We start from the raw sequence: 17209 nt of genomic DNA, 5'->3' as shown, positions 1-17209 counted from the left end.
GTCTGGTCGCACGGTAGCTGGTGACGCGCGAAGCACAATGACTCAGCGTGCGGTACCAGCGACCAAGCGCCCATTTCACGGGGCTAAATCGGTCTGAACAGCAGCGTATTGCCAGAATGGGCTTACGTAACAATTACCCTCGCTCAAAAAGAGAGTGCCAGCCTGTGTAATCCACATCGAGTTCAACCGGGTGATGCAGTTTTTTACATCGCCCATCACCTCGCCCTACGCGCGCTGGCTCATCCCCGCTATACTTCCCGGCTTTTCCTGAATAAATGCCAATAGGGTCCCGCCGCGCATGGATAAGACCTACCAGCCGCACGCCATTGAAACTTCCTGGTACAACACCTGGGAGTCCGAGAACTATTTCGCCCCGCAAGGCGCGGGCGAGTCCTACACCATCATGATTCCGCCACCGAACGTCACTGGCAGCCTGCACATGGGCCATGGCTTCAACAATGCGATCATGGATGCGTTGATCCGTTTCCGCCGCATGCAGGGCCGCAACACCCTGTGGCAACCGGGTACCGACCACGCCGGTATCGCCACGCAAATGCTGGTGGAACGCCAGCTGGAAGCCACCGGCCAGAACCGTCACGACTTGGGCCGCGAGAAATTCCTGGAAAAGATCTGGGAATGGAAAGATCAATCCGGCGGCAATATCAGCCGTCAGATCCGTCGCCTGGGTTCGTCTGTGGACTGGAGCCGCGAGCGCTTCACCATGGACGACGGCCTGTCGGAGTCGGTGAAAGAGGCCTTCGTGCGCCTGCATGAAGACGGCCTGATCTACCGCGGCAAGCGCCTGGTCAACTGGGACACCAAGTTGCACACGGCAATTTCCGACCTCGAAGTGGAAAACCACGACGAGAAAGGCTTCCTGTGGAACCTCAAGTACCCGTTGGCCGACGGCGCCAAAACCGCCGAGGGCAACGACTACCTGATCGTCGCCACGACCCGTCCGGAAACCATGCTCGGTGACGCCGCCGTTGCAGTTAACCCGAACGACGAGCGCTACCAGGCGCTGATCGGCAAATTCGTTGAGCTGCCGCTGGTTGGCCGTCGTATCCCGATCATTGCGGACGAGTACTGCGACCCCGAGTTCGGCACCGGCTGCGTGAAAATCACCCCGGCCCACGATTTCAACGACTACGAAGTCGGCAAGCGCCACAATCTGCCGCTGCTGAACATCTTCGACAAAAACGCCGCCGTGTTGCCGGCCTGCCAGGTGTTCAACCTGGACGGCACGCTTAACGACAGCATCGACGGCAAGATCCCGGCCGAATACGCCGGCCTCGACCGTTTTGAAGCGCGCAAGCAGATCGTTGCTGCGTTTGACGCCGCCGGTTTGCTGGTGAGTGTTGACGACCACGGCCTCAAAGTGCCGAAGGGCGACCGTTCCGGCACGGTGATCGAGCCGTGGCTGACCGACCAGTGGTACGTGTCCACCAAACCATTGGCCGAGCCTGCGATTGCTGCCGTGGAAGACGGCCGCATCCAGTTCGTGCCTAAACAGTACGAAAACATGTACTTCTCGTGGATGCGTGACATCCAGGATTGGTGCATCAGCCGTCAACTGTGGTGGGGCCACCGCATTCCGGCCTGGTACGACGAGTCGGGCAAGGTCTATGTCGGTCGCGATGAAGCCGAAGTGCGTGCCAAGCACAACCTCGGCGCGGACATCGCCCTGCAACAGGACAACGACGTACTCGACACCTGGTTCAGCTCGGGCTTGTGGACCTTCTCGACCCTGGGCTGGCCACAGCAGACCGAGTTCCTGAAGAAATTCCACTCCACCGACGTGCTGGTTACCGGTTTCGATATCATTTTCTTCTGGGTTGCCCGGATGATCATGCTCACCATGCACTTGGTGAAGAACGAAGACGGCACGCCGCAAGTACCGTTCAAGACCGTGTACGTGCACGGCCTGGTGCGTGATGGCCAGGGCCAGAAGATGTCCAAGTCCAAGGGCAACGTCCTGGACCCGCTGGACATCATCGACGGCATCGACCTGGAAACCCTGGTGCAAAAACGCACCTCGGGCCTGATGCAGCCGAAACTGGCGAAGAAGATCGAGAAGCAGACCCGCGACGAGTTCGCCGACGGCATCGCCAGCTACGGCACCGACGCCCTGCGTTTCACCTTCTGCTCGTTGGCCTCCACCGGTCGCGACATCAAGTTCGACATGGGCCGCGTCGAAGGCTATCGCAACTTCTGCAACAAGATCTGGAACGCCGCGCGCTACGTGCTGGATAAAGGCGAAGACTGCGGTCAGAACGGCGAAGCCGTCGAACTGAGCCTGGCCGATCGCTGGATCATCTCGCAGTTGCAGCGCACCGAAGCCGAAGTGACCCGCCAACTCGACCAGTTCCGTTTCGACCTGGCCGCACAGGCCTTGTACGAGTTCATCTGGAACCAGTATTGCGACTGGTACCTGGAACTGTCCAAGCCCGTGCTGTGGGACGAAAACTCGCCGATCGAACGCCAGCGCGGCACCCGCCGCACCCTCGTGCGCGTACTCGAAGTGGCGCTGCGCCTGGCGCACCCGTTCATGCCGTTCATCACCGAAGAGATCTGGCAGCGCATCGCGCCGCTGGCCGGTATCGAAGGCAAGACCATCATGCTGCAACCTTGGCCGGTGGCCAATGAAGCGCGCATCGATGAGGCGGCCGAAAGTGATATCGAATGGCTCAAGACCCTGATGATGGGCACGCGTAACATCCGTGCCGAGATGAACATCGGGCCGGGCAAGCCGTTGGCAGTGTTTGTGAAGAATGCCAGTGCCGAAGATCAGCGTCGCCTCACCGAGAACGATGCGCTGCTCAAGAAGCTGGCGAAGCTGGAGTCGATCACCGTGTTGGCTGCCGATGAAGATGCACCGCTGTCTGCCACTGCATTGGTTGGCGAGATGGAAGTGCTGGTGCCGATGGCCGGTTTGATCGACAAGGGCGCTGAGCTGGCGCGTCTTGATAAGGAAATCGCGCGCCTGCAAGGTGAAGTGCAGCGAGTGGGCGGCAAGCTGTCCAACGCGGCGTTTGTCGACAAGGCGCCGGCTGAGGTGATCGATAAGGAGCGTGCCAAGTTGGCTGAAGCGGAACAGGCTTTGGGCAAACTGGCCGAGCAACATGCGCGGATTTCCAGTCTGTAAGCTGGAAACTGTGTGAAAAAAGAGACCTTCGGGTCTCTTTTTTCTGGGGGTTTGAAAACCCAATCAGGATGGGAGCGGGCTTGCCCGCTCCCACATTTAAACCGAGGTCAACTTCGGAATGTGTGACAATACCCGCCACTTTTGAAAAAAACCCAGAATCGACGCAGCCAATGACCGCCCCCAGCACACCCAAGCCTCCGCGCAAGAAGCCTAAAACCGCCGCCCCGACCAAGCCCGTCGCGCCGCGCAAAGAGGCTACCCTGCACCCGCGCAACCGCCACACAGGCCGTTACGACTTCCCGGCGCTGATCAAGACCACGCCGGAACTGGCGAAATTCGTGATCATCAACCCGTATGGCAAAGAGAGCATCGACTTCGCCAGCCCGGACGCGGTGCGGGTGTTCAACCGGGCACTGCTCAAGTCGTTCTATGGCATCCAGCATTGGGATATCCCGCAGGATTACCTCTGCCCGCCGGTACCGGGGCGTGCCGACTATGTGCACTTCCTCGCCGACCTGCTGGCCAGCGTCAACGACGGCAAGATTCCACGCGGCTCCATCGTCAAGGTGCTGGACATCGGCATGGGCGCCAACTGCGTCTACCCGCTGATCGGCTATATGGAGTACCGCTGGAATTTCCTCGGCTCCGAGGTCGACCCTATCGCGGTGGCCGCCGCCAGGGCCATCGTGCAGTCCAATGACCTGAGCAAGGTCATCCAGTTGCGCCAGCAGCCCAACCCCAAGCAGATCCTGCTGGGCTTGCTGGAGCCGGGTGAGCGCTTTGACCTGACCATGTGCAACCCGCCCTTCCACGCGTCCATGGACGAAGCCACCAAGGGCAGCGAGCGCAAATGGCGTGCGCTGGGCAAGGCCGATCCCAAGCGCAAGCTGCCGGTGCTGAACTTCGGCGGTCAATCGGCGGAGTTGTGGTGTGAAGGTGGCGAAGCGCGTTTTGTGACGCAGTTGATCGCCGAGAGCGCGCACTTTGCTCACAAGGTGCTGTGGTTCAGCACACTGGTGTCAAAAGCGTCGAACTTGCCAGCGATCGAGACAGCCCTGAAAAAAGCCGGCGTGCTGGAAAGCCAGGTGGTGGAGATGTCCCAGGGCCAGAAGCAAAGCCGTTTTGTGGCCTGGACCTTCCAGACCAAGAACGAGCAGCAGATCTGGCGCCAGCGCTGGGTTCGCGACTAGCCACAGAAAGCCCTGCACACATCGCAGGCAACAAAAAACCGTGCCCGGATCGCTCCGAGGCACGGTTTTTTTTTGCTGCGTCTTACTTGTTAACAGCGTCGGTCAGGCCTTTGGCCACAACCAGCTTGATAACTTTCTTGGCAGCGATTTCGATGGCAGCGCCAGTCGAAGGGTTACGGCCAGTACGGGCTGGACGCTCGGTCACTTTCAGTTTGCCAACGCCTGGCAGAGTGATTTCGCCGCCGTTTTCCAGCTGATCAGCAACAACTTGGCTCAGTTGGTCCAGCAGAGCGCGCACGGTGGTTTTCGGTGCGTCTACTGCTTCAGCCAGGTCAGCGATCAGTTGGTCTTTAGTAATAGCCATTGTGGTGTTCCTTCCCTATCAAATTCATATGGATTGCAGAGTGCAGTGTCAGCCGTCGAGCCCGACCGTCATGGCCTGGCACCCCAGGCCTACAACCACGGAGATCGGGGTTATAGATGCTTGAAACGGGGATTGGTTCGACCTGACAGATGCTGAATGCACGCTTAACGCCGAGACTTGGCGTAAGACGGGGCAAAACTAGCACAGAGACGGGGAAATATCCGCCTCAACATACCCATTTGGTCAGCTTTATCGCTCTAAACCGTGAAAAAAAGGCATATGGGCCGTCGGAGGTCGTGCAAAACTGCCTTGCAGGCGCGTCTTGGCCAATGGGTGCGGTACACTGGGCGACTTTTGGGGGAGGCCCACCGCTCCCCTTCAACCAGCCGAGAAGCCTATGCCGATCCGTCATTGCATTGTTCACCTGATCGACAAAAAACCCGACGGCACACCTGCAGTTCTGCATGCCCGCGATTCGGAGCTGTCCGAATCCGCCGCCATCGAGAACATGCTGGCCGACCTCAACGAGAGCTACAACGCCAAACAAGGCAAGGCCTGGGGTTTCTTCCATGCCGAGTCCGGCGCGCACCCGTTCAGCGGCTGGTTGAAGGAGTATTTCGACGGTGGCCAGGATTTCACCACCTTCAGCCGCACGGCGGTCGAGCACCTGCAAAAGCTGATGGAGGAGTCCAACCTCTCCACCGGCGGCCACGTGCTGTTTGCCCACTATCAACAAGGCATGACCGATTACCTGGCCATCGCCCTGCTGCACCACAGCGAAGGCGTGGCAGTGACCGATGAGCTGGACGTGACCCCGTCGCGCCACCTGGATCTGGGCCAGTTGCACCTGGCGGCGCGCATCAACGTCTCCGAGTGGCAGAACAACAAGCAGTCCAAGCAGTACATCTCGTTTATCAAGGGCAAGAACGGCAAGAAGGTCTCGGAGTACTTCCGCGACTTTATTGGCTGCCAGGAAGGCGTCGACGGCCCGGGCGAGACCCGCACCCTGCTCAAGGCCTTCAGTGACTTTGTTGAAAGCGAAGACCTGCCGGACGAGTCCGCCCGCGAAAAAACCAAAACCCTGGTGGACTACGCCAGCAGCCAGGCCAAGCTTGGCGAGCCCATGGGCCTGGAAGAACTGTCGGGCTTGATCGATGAAGATCGGCCAAAAGCGTTCTACGACCATATCCGCAACAAGGATTACGGCCTGTCACCGGAAATTCCGGCCGACAAACGCACCCTCAACCAGTTCCGCCGCTTCACCGGCCGCGCTGAAGGCCTGTCCATCAGCTTTGAAGCGCACCTGCTGGGTGACAAGATCGAATACGACGAAGCCGCCGGCACCTTGATCATCAAGGGCCTGCCGACCCAACTGACCGACCAGCTCAAGCGTCGCAACTGATGCTGGGCGGGGTGCTCAAGAAAGTCCTGCTGGTATTGCTGGTGGTGGTAGTCATCCAGAACTGGGGCAAGATCGAGCGGCTGTTCAACCCCTCGCAGGTGGTTTCGGAGCAGGTACGCGCCTCGGCGCGCGTGGTGCTCTACTCCACCGAGTGGTGCGGCTACTGCAAGCAGATCCGGCGCTTTCTGGACCAGAAAGGGGTGCCGTACCAGGCATTCGATATCGAGAAGGATGCCCAGGCGCGCAAGGTGTATGAGGCGCTGGGTGGCGGCGGGATTCCATTTGTGGAGGTCAATGGCACGTTGATTCGGGATTTTGACGCCCGCGCAATAATGAAGGCGCTAGACTCCACTGCCCTTTAGTGACTGGCAAGGCGTTCTAACGAATGCCTTGCCAGCCAAACGCTCATCACTTCAGTACGACGAGTTGCAACCGTTGTCCTCGGCCACTTGCTCTGTGGTGTCCTTACGACGAGGCTCAAGGTTCCAGGGGGTTTTGCCCCGCGCGATACGGTAATGGCAGACCAATTGCCTGCGCATGCTGCCATTGTCGTTGTTTTTCCACTGCGGATCGTTCCCGAACTTTTTCTCCAGTTCAGCGTAAACCGCTTCGGTTCTATCAGCCTGGGCATCCCTGCCATATTGCGTGGGCGTGACGGACAGGCTCCACTCAATCCTATTACGACTGCCTGGGTCGGGTCTTTGCACCCAGACGGCCGACTGAATGTACTGAGCAGACGGGGTAGGTGAGCACTGCTGGTCAGCTGGCAGGTACACGAACCTAGCGTCTTGAGCCTGTGTCTGTGGCAAGGACAGTTGAATGATCGGCAGGCAAATGCCTGCAGCACCGAGAAAGTCCTTCTGATCAAATCGCGCATCTGGCAAACCACCCGCCAGGTAAAACAACGCCTGGATGGGCAGCGTCTTGGGCTGGGTTGAATCCCATGTAGCCAGGCGCATTTCATTCTGTTGATCAAACAGGGTCGTATCCTTGCTGAGCACCTCGATAAATGCCTGGAATGACTGCGTACCTTTTTCATTCGCCTCGTCACGCACATTAAAGGCACACTGATTAACGTTGGCGTGGCCATCCTTTAGATGTTTGGTCACCCACTGATCAGCGTTGATAATGCCCTGTTCATAACAAACGCGACTATCTGAAGTTGCCAAGGTATTCACACCGCAACCTTGTGCAGTGCGCCTATCAGATACGCCGTCTTCCGGGAATGCGCAGAGCACCTGCACAGGTTTTTTATCGGGGGGCGTCAGCAGTGGTGGGTAAACAAAGTTCCCATTGTTTTCATGACGCACCAGGCGTTTGAACTTGGCATCTCGCCGAAGATAGGAATATGACCAGCCACCGCTGGCTTTGGTGTTGGGACTGGGGTCCCAAAACTTATAAGCTGCGGAGGGTGTGGTTGCCCTGAGTATCGCACCGTTTACCGTAAACCCGGGTATCGAATTACGACTAAAGTACATACGGGTATCGTTGTAACGAATCGTCAAATCAGCGGCAACTTGCTGACCGACTGCATCGCCGGTGACGTCAGCAAAAACGCATCCTGCCCAAATACTAGTAAACAGTGCATTGACACACAAAACAGCCACCGTGCAATTAGTTTTTTTCATAACGATGTCTTCACTATTAATTGAAAGCAAGCACTCGCGCTCTGTTCACAGCACTTCATGTTCAGAAAGGATTACACCCTGCGGCGACAGCTTGCTCCTGCGACACATCAGGCCTGAAGGGTTCAAGGTTATAAACGTCCTTTGTACGATAATTCGTCAACACACAGACCAATTGCCGCCGCATACCGCCTTTATTCTCTGCGATCCACTGAGGGTCATTTGAATAGTTGGCAACCAGTTCCGCATAGAACTTATCAGTCTGGTTCGCTTGACTTAACCTGCCGCAATCGGTTGGCGTAATTTCCAATGTCCAGCGGTTAGCCTTCACGTCCGAATCAGGCCGGTTCACCCATCGCGCCTTATCGACAAATCGGCGACACATCACTTTATCCAGCGGGGCTTGGTCAGCGGGCGAGTAGAAGAACGTTGCATCGTCGGCTGGCGTCTTCGGCAGCGTCAATCTGATGATCGGGCGGAAATGGCCGGAATCTTCATACAGAGCCATCTGATCTTTTTGCGCTTCCGCTTTTCCAGCCTCTGACGGAGCACCCGTTACAGGGTCCTGGCTGATCCAGAAAATCGCCCAGATCGGCACACGACTGCCATCGCTTTGAGGCCAGGACTTTATTCGGACTTCGTTATTGCTATAACCCACAGTACCAAAATGCTGGTTCCTCACCTCCTCAAGCTGATGCGTATTTACAAATTGCATAAAGGCAACCGCCCCGGCAGCCACGGAGGGACTCACATCAAACCCGCACTGCCGATGATAGGATTTTTTATTGTCCAGGTAATCTTTTAGCCAAGCCTCCGCTGTCGTGATATTAGCAACTTGGCAACTACGTTCTATTTGGACCGTTTTGTCCGAGTCTCCACAACCGTTGTCAGTTCGGAAGGCTGACGCGGCATCCAACGGAAATGCACACAACACATCAAGCCTGAGGTAGTCAGCAGGGATATCGAACATTGCACGCATGATATATCCATGCCGATGATCATTCGCTAATTGACGCAACTTTGCGTCCTTGCGTATCCAGGAAAAGGCGGTGGCTTGAACTGACGCAGGCCCATAGTTCCAAAATCGATAAGCGTCAGAATACACAGTGCCACGTAAAAACACACCAGAACATAAAAAACTTGGGCGCTTAGGCGTTCCGCAATCAGCAACTTCTTTATTGTAAGCTGCAGACATGTCAAATACAGCCGCGGCGCCCACCTGGTCATGAGTCAAATACTGAGCGTTCGCGGGACTTCCCAAAAAACCAAAAAAAACAAGCCCAATATAACAAATTATTGTTCTTCGCATTGTATGAACCTGCTGGTAGCGGAGGAGTAAAATCACACCTAATAAAACCGCACCAGCAGGCGCATTTCTACTGTTAAAACTAACAGTCAGCCAAACCAAATAGCCATAAAAATTTGTAATCATTATTCCGAATAACACTGAGAAAAACTACGCACTGCCAACTTTCACAGTGTCAGAGAGCGCAGTTATAAGATAGCGCTCGCCGACCTTGGCTTGCCGGTCAGCCAGCGCGACACTCCCCCGATAACAGGTTCGTCCAGCCTGGACGTTAAAAGTTAGCCTCCAACGACACCATCGCCGTGCGCTCCTCGCCCACGTTGTAATACGCCGTACTTGGCGCCAGGCCGTTTACCGGCGCCGAGTTGAACGATACGGTGCGCGCCGAGCTCAGGTATTCCTTGTCGAACACGTTAAGCATCGACAGCCGCAAGGTCGCAGACTTGATCACCTTCTTGTCCACCGGCAAGTAGATACCGGCATTCAGGTCCACCACAGTGCGCCCGGAGATTTTTTCGTCGTTGGTCAAATCGCCGTAGAAACTGCCGACGTATTTGCCCGCCACGTTGCCGTAAAAACGCGAGTCGTCGTAGCCAAACACCAGGTTGAACATGTTTTCCGGCACGTTGGCCAGTTGCTTGCCGGCGGTGGGCAACAACACGTTCTTGCTGAGCAGATTGTCTTTCTGTTCCGACTGGGTGTAGGTGTAGGACGCGTAGTAGTTGAAGTGATGCGGCAACAGCCCGCTCCACTCCAGCTCCAGGCCTTTGTTGTCGACTTTGCCGACGTTGATCACCGCGTAGTCGCCGTTGAGGTCGGTGGTCGACAACTGACGGTCCTTGAAGCTGATGTAGAACAGCGTCGCGCTCAGCGCAATATCGTCTTCGGTGAAGCGCCAGCCCAGTTCCTGGTTCCAGCTCAGCTCGGGCTTGAGGCTTACCGAGTCGCCCTTGTTGTACAGCACGTAGTTCGGCGGCGTGCGCATGTTGCGGGTGACGTTGTAGAACGCCTGGTTGCTCTCGTCGACCTGGTACTTGGCGCTGAAGTTCGGCAGAAACTGGTGGTAACGGGTGTTACGTTTTTCCGGTTTGTCGTACAGGCTGCCCAGGTTGTTGCCGTCGCGCTCGACGTACTGGTAGGCCACGCCGCCGACAAAACTCAGGTCTGGCGTGGCTTGCCAGCTGTCTTGCACCCAGAGCTTTTGCGACGGTGTGATGGTGTAGTAATGACGGCCTTGAACCGTCGCGCCGTTCTTGTCGACCACCTGGCCGCCACCGTTGTAGTCGCCCCACACATCATCGGGTGCGCCTTCACCGTTGATGCCGATAAACGGCTGGCTCTGGCGCTGGCGTGCGCGCTCATACCAGTAGCCGTAGTCCAGGCTGTGTGCTTCGTTGATGTCCCACTTCATTTTGGCGGTGACGCCCGGGCGCCAGGTTTCGGTCCACGAAGGGCGGTAGTAGTTGAGCGACTTGAGGTTGCTCAGGTCATAGTTGCCGGCCTTGTCGGACTTCGGCCCCAGGTTCGACGCGGTCTGGCCGCTGAAGCTGCCACCGTTGGCCCAGTAGTAATAAGGCGTGACCGTCAGCGCCAGGTTGTCCTGCAGCTGCCAGCGCTGGGTGAGCGTGGCGTTGACGCTTTCGAAGGGGTTGCGGTTGAGCTTGTAGGAAGACGACAGCAAACCGGACTTGTACACCGGGGTTTCCGAGTAATCCTTGCGCCGCCCGTCGGTGTCGAACTGCGACTTGCTCAAGGAGTTGTAGTTGTAGTTTTCCTGGTTGTTGTACTTGATCGTGGCCAGTGTGGAGTTGCCGCTGCCGTCTTCAAACAGGCTGCTCCACTCGACCTTGTCGCTGCGCAGCGTGCCTTTGCCGCGCCACTTGTCGCCTTCCAGGTGCGAGGCCGAGACCCAGGTCTTGAGGCCGCCAAAATCACCGGTATTGACCCGCACGAAAGTCTTGCGCAAGTCGTTGGCGCCGACGATCTGCTTGGCAAACACCCCGGCTTCTTTGGTCGGCCGAAGGGTGATCATGCCGATGTTGCCACCGCTGGAGCCGATGTGCGGGCCGTCGGCTTCCGAAGAGCCTTGGGTGGCAAACACTTCCGCGAGGTTTTCCGGGTCGCCCAATTGGTTGGAATAGACGCTGTAGTTGCCCGAATCGTTGATCGGCACGCCATCGACGGAAACCCCGATCTGGTCGGAGTTCATGCCGCGCATGGTGAAGTTGGTGCCGCTGGTGCCACTGGCGTCATCACTGGAAACGTTGATGCCCGGCGTGTATTTGAGCTTGTCGATGGCGTTGGCGGTCGACGACATCTGGTCCATGGCTTCCTTGGTCACCGTCGACCGCGCCTTGGCACTTTCTTCGCGGATCATGTGGCCGTTGCCCAGGGTCTGTTTGCCGGCGATGTCCACCGAGCCGACGTCCTGCGTGGTGTCTGCCAAAACCAATGGCGCAAAGCTACCTAGGCCCGATGCAAAAAGCAGGGCAGAGAGTGTGTTGATCTTCACAAGTAGATCCCTTACGTGCATCTATCTGTTGTTATGGAGGGCGGTACTGGCTGTCAGAACCGGGTGAACGGCGATGCCAGTCTTCCTGACCATCTGCTCAGGAATCCGAGGATGATCCTTGGCGCGTGTAACGGTTTGGTGACAGGTTTTGGCAATTAGGATGAAGGTTAAGTGAAGGATCTACAGGCAGCGTGATACCTGGCCTGTAACTGCCGGCAGGAAATGATCGCGAGGAAAATAGTTGTAAAAGAAGGTGGCCAGCAAACCGCTCGTGTCTAGCGCAACACAATCATGCGGCCCAAAAGTGAGTGCTGTTCAAACCCCAGCACCGCCTGCAGGGCATTCAAAACCGCCACTGGGTCCTTGCTCGGAAAACTGCCGCTGACACGCTTGGCGCCCATCTCATCGTTCAGCAACAGAATGCGCCCCGGATAGTAACGGCTCAGGTCCTTGACCACGTCAGCCAACGGCGCCTTGTAGTAATTGAGCCAACCGTCACGCCAGGCCAGGCGGGATTCACTGTCGACCGCGTGCATCGCTTCGGCCACACCGTCGGCGTAAGCCACTTGCTGGCCTGCGGTCAGAATTTGCTGTTGGCCCTGCCTGGATGGCGTCACGCCAACCCGACCGGACAACACCGTCACCTGCGCGCCAGCCGGTTGCAGGCGCACTTCGAACTGTGTGCCCAACACCCGTGCTTCGCCGCTGCCGGCCTCGACCACAAAGGACTGGCCGGTGTGGGTCACGCTGAAAAAACCGGCACCGCGACGCAGCCGGATATGCCGCTCACCATGGCGGAAATCCACGGCGATGGCGCTGTCGGCATCCAGGGTCACTTGGGACTGGTCGGCCAGGGTCACGGTCTTCACCTCACCCGGCGCGGTCACGTAATCGGCGCCGAAATCATCCACCCAACGCGACGGCTGCCAACCGGCGCCCATCGACACCATCACCAGCAGGCACGCGGCCATGGCCAAGGCGCCAGACCAGCGCAGGGTGCGCGAACGTTTGGAGCTGTTCATCGCGTTGAGGTAGCCCTGCAAGGCCACGGCGTCTTCGCCCGCCAGTGTGCGCGCCGGTACTTCACTTAACTCCCACAACACCTGGGCCTGGGAATAGGCCTCGACGTGGGCAGGATCTGCCCGCAACCAGCGGCTGAACGTGGCCTGGTCGCCACTGCTGGGCTGGTCGTGCAACAGGCTCAGCCAGTCGAGCGCGGCCTGTTCCTGGGCGGGCGTGGGGGTGACGTTCACGGTGCTTTCCCTGGCGTGCGTGGGGGCAGTGGTTCGCGAAGGCTGGCCTTGCAGGCTTCGAGGGCACGCATCATATGTTTTTCCACGGCGCTTTGGGACAAGCCCATGGCCCTGGCGATTTCTGCGTACTTGCGGCCATGGATGCGGTTAAGCAAAAAAATCTGCCGTGTGCGCTCCGGCAGGCTGCGCAAGGCGGCTTCGACATGGCGCAGATCATTGCCCGCTTCGAGCGCCGCCTGGGGTTCGCAGCCCTGATGGTCGTGCTGCTCCGGCAGCCAGCCTTCGCTGCTGCGCACGCGGGCGCCTTCGCTGCGCAAGTGGTCAATGGCGATGTTGCCGGCGCAGCGCAGCAAGTAAGTGCTGAGCTCTTCGACCTGCACCAGCGGGCGGCGCCAGAAGCGCAGGAATAGATCCTGTACCAAATCAGCCGCCGTGGCGCGACACCCCACTCGGCGACTGACCAGGGCTTCCATTTGCGAACGCTGGGACAAAAACACCTGCAAAAAATGCGCACGCCCACCGGCCGCATCGGTGTGCGGGCTGTCCTGGGATTCGGGTGGCGTGCTGATCATCATCACAGGCTCAAAATAAGGCGAAGGCCGCGACAGGGCTGGCCAGGAGGCCGGCGCCCGCCAGGATCAAGGCCAGCCTTGGCCGATACGGCAACAGCAACACCAGCAGCAGCGCGCTGAGCATCAACACCGCGCACCATTCCACCAACCCTTGGGCCCAGCCTGAAACGGCGACGGCGGGCCAGATCGACACGCTCAGCAACAACCAACCGGCCATGCGCAGGCTTGAACGCCGCGCGGGCGACGGCTTGCTGTGCAGCAACTCGCCGTGATGGCGGTCGGTGGCCAGGCACAACGCGGTAAACCCGGCGTAACACATCAACAGCGCGAGCAGCATTCAGTGCGCCTCCTGCTTTAGCGCCATTGCGCGCACGCGTTCGGCCTTGGGTTGCGTGCGGTGTTGCATTTTCCACGCCGCCCAGGTGAGGAACAGGCCACTGGCCAGGCAGGTCAGGTCGAAGCCGGCCATGGCCCAGTCACCCTTGGCCAATGACGTGCCCAAGTGCTGTGAGGTGGTCAGCGCGTTGAGCAGTGGAATCACCACAAACAGCAGCGCAGCGAAGCTCAGTTGCTCGACCCAAGCCTGGCGACCACGGCGCAATACGGCGTGCAGCAGGCTCAGGCCCCAGACGATAAAGAAGGTTTGTATTTCCCAATCGGAACGTTCGGCGAAGCTCACCGGCAACAGTCGGTTGGCCCAGAAAAACGCCGCGATGGCGATCATCAAGCCAGACATGCTGGCAATGTTGAGCACTTCCACCAGCCGCAGTTCAAACGGCATTAGGCCGGTTTTAGCGTGCTTGAGCTGGCGCTTGCCCAGCCAGATCACCAGGCCGGTGCCGATCATCGCCGTGCCCGCCAGGCCGCAGATAAAGTACAGCCAGCGCAGCACCGGGCCGGCGAAATGGCCCATGTGCAGGCCATAGAAACTGCCGCCAATCGCCGCCGGCAGCGATTGTTCGCCACTGACCCGCAGCAACTCGCCGGTGGTGCCGTTGAATGACACGCTGCTGCCAAAGTCATGCACCACGCGGTCGGAGCCGGCGCGCACCACATTGACCGAGGCGTTCACATCGCCAGGGTTGTTGACCACCAAACGGCCCACATGCCCACCGTCCCATTGCGTGCGCGCCTGCTCATACATCGGCCATAACGCCAGCAACTTGCCCGGCTGGCCGAGCGCCGGTGCATTGTCAGTATTGGGGAACACTTCATTAAAGAACGCGCGGCTGTCGTTGCCGTACGAGGCGAGGATCGGCGCGGGCATCACCATACTCATGAAGATCACCAGGCTGCTGTAGGTGATCATCAGGTGAAACGGCAGCACCAGCACACCCACCGCGTTATGCCCGTCGAGCCAGGAGCGCTGGCCCTTGCGCGGGCGGAAGGTGAAGAAGTCCTTGAAGATTTTCTTGTGGGTGATGATCCCCGTGATCAGCGCGACGAACATCACCATGGCGGCGATGGTCGACAGCCAGCGGCCCCACGGGTAAGGCATTTGCAGCTGGAAGTGGAAGCGGTAGAAAAAATCGCCGCCCATGCTTTCTCGGGCCTGGACGGGCTCAGCAGTGACGGGATCGAGGACTTTCTGGATGAAGTTGCCGCGTTTGCCGGGGTCGATCTTGTCTTGCCACATCACCGACAGGCCAGGGTCACGGCTGTTGGGCAGGGTGATAAACCAGCGCGCGGCGTTGGGCGCCTGTTGCTGCAAATAGGTTTGCGCAGCAGCAAGGCTGCGCGCTTCGTCCAAGGGATATGCCTGCACTTCGGGCTGCATCCAGTGGGTAATTTCGTCCTTGAAATAGGCCAGGGTACCGGTCAGGAATATCGCAAACAGCAGCCAGCCGAAGATCAAGCCGGCCCAGGTGTGCAACCAGGCCATCGCCTGGCGAAAGCCCTCTTTCATGTGCGTGCCATCCAAAAACCTACGCCCGCCAGGGTGGCAAACAACGCGCTGGGCAGCATCACGCCAAACCAGGCGCGCGAGGCTGTGCGGCAAGCGAAGCACCAGATAACGGCCAGCAGATAGAACACAAACGAACTCATCATCCCGGTGATCACCGCATCGGCGCGCGAGGTAGGCATCCACAGCGCCAGGCACACGGCGGCCAGGGACGCCATCAGATAGCCGCCGACCACGGCAGCCAGCGCACGCGAAGTGACGGCGAGGCGGTAGGTGACGGGCAGTGAGGGTTTGCTGTTCATGCGGGAGACGCCAGATTCATCAGCGCGCAATATTAATGATAAATATTCTCATAAGCAAAAGAGAACGGATGAATCACCTGCCCGCATGGATTGCCGAATGCGTATCACGCCCCTTACAATGCGAACAATTCTTGTTCTCTAAAGTACATTGATACTTTCGGAGTGAACGCGTTGCAGCCGTCCAACACCGTCGAAGTCCTGTACCACGACCATCACCTCTGGCTTACCGGCTGGTTGCGACGCAAGCTCGGCTGCCCGCAAAGCGCGGCGGACCTGGCGCAAGACACCTTCATCCGTGTGCTCACCGCCCGCGAAGCCCCCACGCTGATCGAACCGCGTGCCTTCCTCACCACCATAGCCAAGCGCGTGCTGTGCAACTTCTACCGCCGCCAGGACCTGGAACGCGCTTACCTCGACGCCCTAGCGCAGATGCCCGAACACGTGGCGCCCTCGGAAGAAGAGCGCGCCATCATCCTGCAAACCCTGGTGGAGCTGGACCAACTGCTCGACGGCCTGGGCGTGCAGGTCAAGCGCGCCTTCCTGCTGGCCCAGCTCGACGGCCTGACCTACGCACAAATCGGCGCCGAACTGGGCATCTCCATCGCCACGGTCAAGCGCCACCTGAATAAAGCAGCCATGCGCTGCTACTTCGCCCTATGAACTTTTCCACGCAAGTGGCCGAACAGGCCGTGCACTGGCTGATGGAAATGCAGCAAGGCGCGCTTACCCCACGTCAGCAAGCGGCGTGGCAGCACTGGCTGAATGCCCACAGTGAACATCAGCGCGCGTGGGACCATATACAGCGTGTCAACCAGCGCCTGCGGGGCATGCCCTCGCCTCTCGCTCACGCGACGCTGAACGCGCCGCAATCGAGCAGCCGCCGCCAGGCCCTGAAGCTGTTGCTGATTCTGGGCGTGGGTTCGGCGGCCGCCTGGGGTTTGCGCCAACAGCATATTTTGCCGCCACTGAGCGCCGACTACCGCAGCCCTATCGGCGAGCGTCGCAAGGTGCAACTGGCCGATGGCAGCCGGTTGCAGCTCAATACCGGCAGTGCGGTGGATGTGCATTTTGATCGGCAGCAGCGCCTGATTCGCGTGCTCGAAGGCGAGATCCTGTTGACTGCACGCGCAGGCGATACGCCGCTGCGCGTACTCACCGGCCAGGGTTTGCTCAGCAGCCAGGCCGCCCGGCTGAACGTGCGTCAGTTCAACGACCACACCCAACTGGCGGTGTTCGACGGCCACGTCGAGGTGATGCCCAACAGCTACAGCGGTTTGCCGTTGACGGTCGAGGCCGCGCGCCAGGTCAATTTTACCCGCAAAGGTTGGGACACACCGCGCCCGACCGACGCCAACAGCGGCGCGTGGGCCGACGGCATGCTGGTGGCGGCGCATATGCGCCTGGAAGATTTCCTTACCGAGCTGGGCCGTTATCGTCGCGGCCAACTCAACTGCGACCCGCAAGTGGCGAACCTGCTGTTGTCCGGCAGTTATCCGCTGGCCGACAGCGAGCGCATTCTCGACCTGCTGGAAGTCAGCCTGCCGGTCAAAGTGCGGCGTTTTACCCGTTACTGGGTGACGGTCCAGGCACGCGCCTGAAATTTTTTTCGATAACAGTGAGCCGTTTTCCACACCT

General features: G+C 58.9%; 15 protein-coding genes. 6 read left to right on the top strand and 9 right to left on the bottom strand.

All coding sequences use genetic code 11. From position 1 onward, the window contains the following. The first annotated feature begins 298 nt into the window (after positions 1–298). Positions 299–3145, top strand: coding sequence for a valine--tRNA ligase (locus tag BLV67_RS02550; RefSeq protein ID WP_065912660.1), 2847 nt, complete (start codon positions 299–301; stop codon positions 3143–3145). Between the two features lie 170 nt (positions 3146–3315). Further along, on the top strand, positions 3316–4335 hold the full coding sequence (gene rlmF / locus BLV67_RS02545; RefSeq protein ID WP_065912659.1) for a 23S rRNA (adenine(1618)-N(6))-methyltransferase RlmF: 1020 nt from the start codon (positions 3316–3318) through the stop codon (positions 4333–4335). An 82-nt stretch (positions 4336–4417) separates the two neighbouring features. On the opposite strand, the gene BLV67_RS02540 is transcribed toward rlmF, so the two are convergent. After that, positions 4418–4699 (bottom strand): HU family DNA-binding protein, encoded by a 282-nt coding sequence (locus BLV67_RS02540; protein ID WP_003188840.1) that lies wholly within the window; start codon positions 4697–4699, stop codon positions 4418–4420. Between the two features lie 397 nt (positions 4700–5096). Here BLV67_RS02540 and yejK point away from each other — a divergent pair, with 397 nt between their 5' ends. Together yejK and BLV67_RS02530 are read left to right on the top strand one after the other, a co-directional pair. Further along, entirely contained in the window at positions 5097–6101 is a 1005-nt protein-coding gene (gene yejK / locus BLV67_RS02535) for a nucleoid-associated protein YejK (protein ID WP_003171997.1), read from the top strand. Continuing rightward, complete coding sequence (locus BLV67_RS02530; RefSeq protein WP_065912658.1) at positions 6101–6463, top strand: glutaredoxin family protein; 363 nt, start codon at positions 6101–6103, stop codon at positions 6461–6463. Before yejK ends, BLV67_RS02530 begins: the two co-directional genes overlap by 1 nt. A 51-nt stretch (positions 6464–6514) precedes the next feature. On the opposite strand, the gene BLV67_RS32015 is transcribed toward BLV67_RS02530, so the two are convergent. The 8 genes from BLV67_RS32015 to BLV67_RS02490 all read right to left on the bottom strand — a co-directional run bounded on the left by BLV67_RS32015 (position 6515) and on the right by BLV67_RS02490 (position 15574). Then, the gene (locus BLV67_RS32015; protein ID WP_083269303.1) at positions 6515–7729 is read right to left on the bottom strand and encodes a DUF2599 domain-containing protein; all 1215 of its coding nucleotides are present in this window, start codon (positions 7727–7729) and stop codon (positions 6515–6517) included. 61 nt (positions 7730–7790) lie between these two features. Beyond that, a complete protein-coding gene (locus BLV67_RS02520; RefSeq protein ID WP_083269302.1) occupies positions 7791–9158 on the bottom strand; it encodes a DUF2599 domain-containing protein in 1368 nt (455 codons plus the stop codon). A 145-nt stretch (positions 9159–9303) separates the two neighbouring features. Beyond that, positions 9304–11544, bottom strand: coding sequence for a TonB-dependent receptor (locus BLV67_RS02515; protein WP_065912654.1), 2241 nt, complete (start codon positions 11542–11544; stop codon positions 9304–9306). A gap of 275 nt (positions 11545–11819) precedes the next feature. Continuing rightward, positions 11820–12797, bottom strand: coding sequence for a FecR family protein (locus BLV67_RS02510; RefSeq protein WP_069786148.1), 978 nt, complete (start codon positions 12795–12797; stop codon positions 11820–11822). Next, positions 12794–13372, bottom strand: coding sequence for an RNA polymerase sigma factor (locus BLV67_RS02505; protein WP_069786147.1), 579 nt, complete (start codon positions 13370–13372; stop codon positions 12794–12796). The genes BLV67_RS02510 and BLV67_RS02505 overlap by 4 nt, the downstream gene beginning before the upstream one ends. 7 nt (positions 13373–13379) lie before the next feature. Continuing rightward, positions 13380–13706 (bottom strand): DUF3325 domain-containing protein, encoded by a 327-nt coding sequence (locus BLV67_RS02500; protein ID WP_069786146.1) that lies wholly within the window; start codon positions 13704–13706, stop codon positions 13380–13382. Further along, positions 13707–15275: a PepSY-associated TM helix domain-containing protein gene (locus tag BLV67_RS02495; protein ID WP_069786145.1), complete on the bottom strand. Its 1569-nt coding sequence runs from the start codon at positions 15273–15275 to the stop codon at positions 13707–13709. After that, positions 15272–15574 carry a DUF3649 domain-containing protein gene (locus BLV67_RS02490; RefSeq protein WP_065912644.1) on the bottom strand — a complete coding sequence of 101 codons (303 nt, stop codon included), beginning with the start codon at positions 15572–15574 and terminating at the stop codon, positions 15272–15274. Before BLV67_RS02490 ends, BLV67_RS02495 begins: the two co-directional genes overlap by 4 nt. 171 nt (positions 15575–15745) lie before the next feature. Here BLV67_RS02490 and BLV67_RS02485 point away from each other — a divergent pair, with 171 nt between their 5' ends. After that, positions 15746–16234, top strand: a complete 489-nt coding sequence (locus BLV67_RS02485) for a sigma-70 family RNA polymerase sigma factor (protein ID WP_065929279.1) — start codon at positions 15746–15748, stop codon at positions 16232–16234. After that, a complete protein-coding gene (locus tag BLV67_RS02480) occupies positions 16231–17172 on the top strand; it encodes a FecR domain-containing protein (RefSeq protein ID WP_069786144.1) in 942 nt (313 codons plus the stop codon). Before BLV67_RS02485 ends, BLV67_RS02480 begins: the two co-directional genes overlap by 4 nt. The last annotated feature ends 37 nt before the right edge of the window (positions 17173–17209 follow it).

This window comes from Pseudomonas salomonii, from assembly GCF_900107155.1.
In the GTDB taxonomy this organism is placed as follows: domain Bacteria; phylum Pseudomonadota; class Gammaproteobacteria; order Pseudomonadales; family Pseudomonadaceae; genus Aquipseudomonas; species Aquipseudomonas salomonii.
This window is presented reverse-complemented; position numbering and strand designations above follow the sequence as displayed.

Coding starts and splice junctions, on each gene's coding strand:
- rlmF (WP_065912659.1), top strand. CDS start 3,316: ATGACCGCCCCCAGCACACCCAAGCCTCCGCGCAAGAAGCCTAAAACC.
- BLV67_RS02530 (WP_065912658.1), top strand. CDS start 6,101: ATGCTGGGCGGGGTGCTCAAGAAAGTCCTGCTGGTATTGCTGGTGGTG.
- BLV67_RS02495 (WP_069786145.1), bottom strand. CDS start 15,275: ATGAAAGAGGGCTTTCGCCAGGCGATGGCCTGGTTGCACACCTGGGCC.
- BLV67_RS02550 (WP_065912660.1), top strand. CDS start 299: ATGGATAAGACCTACCAGCCGCACGCCATTGAAACTTCCTGGTACAAC.
- BLV67_RS02480 (WP_069786144.1), top strand. CDS start 16,231: ATGAACTTTTCCACGCAAGTGGCCGAACAGGCCGTGCACTGGCTGATG.
- yejK (WP_003171997.1), top strand. CDS start 5,097: ATGCCGATCCGTCATTGCATTGTTCACCTGATCGACAAAAAACCCGAC.
- BLV67_RS02540 (WP_003188840.1), bottom strand. CDS start 4,699: ATGGCTATTACTAAAGACCAACTGATCGCTGACCTGGCTGAAGCAGTA.
- BLV67_RS02520 (WP_083269302.1), bottom strand. CDS start 9,158: ATGATTACAAATTTTTATGGCTATTTGGTTTGGCTGACTGTTAGTTTT.
- BLV67_RS02500 (WP_069786146.1), bottom strand. CDS start 13,706: ATGCTGCTCGCGCTGTTGATGTGTTACGCCGGGTTTACCGCGTTGTGC.
- BLV67_RS32015 (WP_083269303.1), bottom strand. CDS start 7,729: ATGAAAAAAACTAATTGCACGGTGGCTGTTTTGTGTGTCAATGCACTG.
- BLV67_RS02505 (WP_069786147.1), bottom strand. CDS start 13,372: ATGATGATCAGCACGCCACCCGAATCCCAGGACAGCCCGCACACCGAT.
- BLV67_RS02490 (WP_065912644.1), bottom strand. CDS start 15,574: ATGAACAGCAAACCCTCACTGCCCGTCACCTACCGCCTCGCCGTCACT.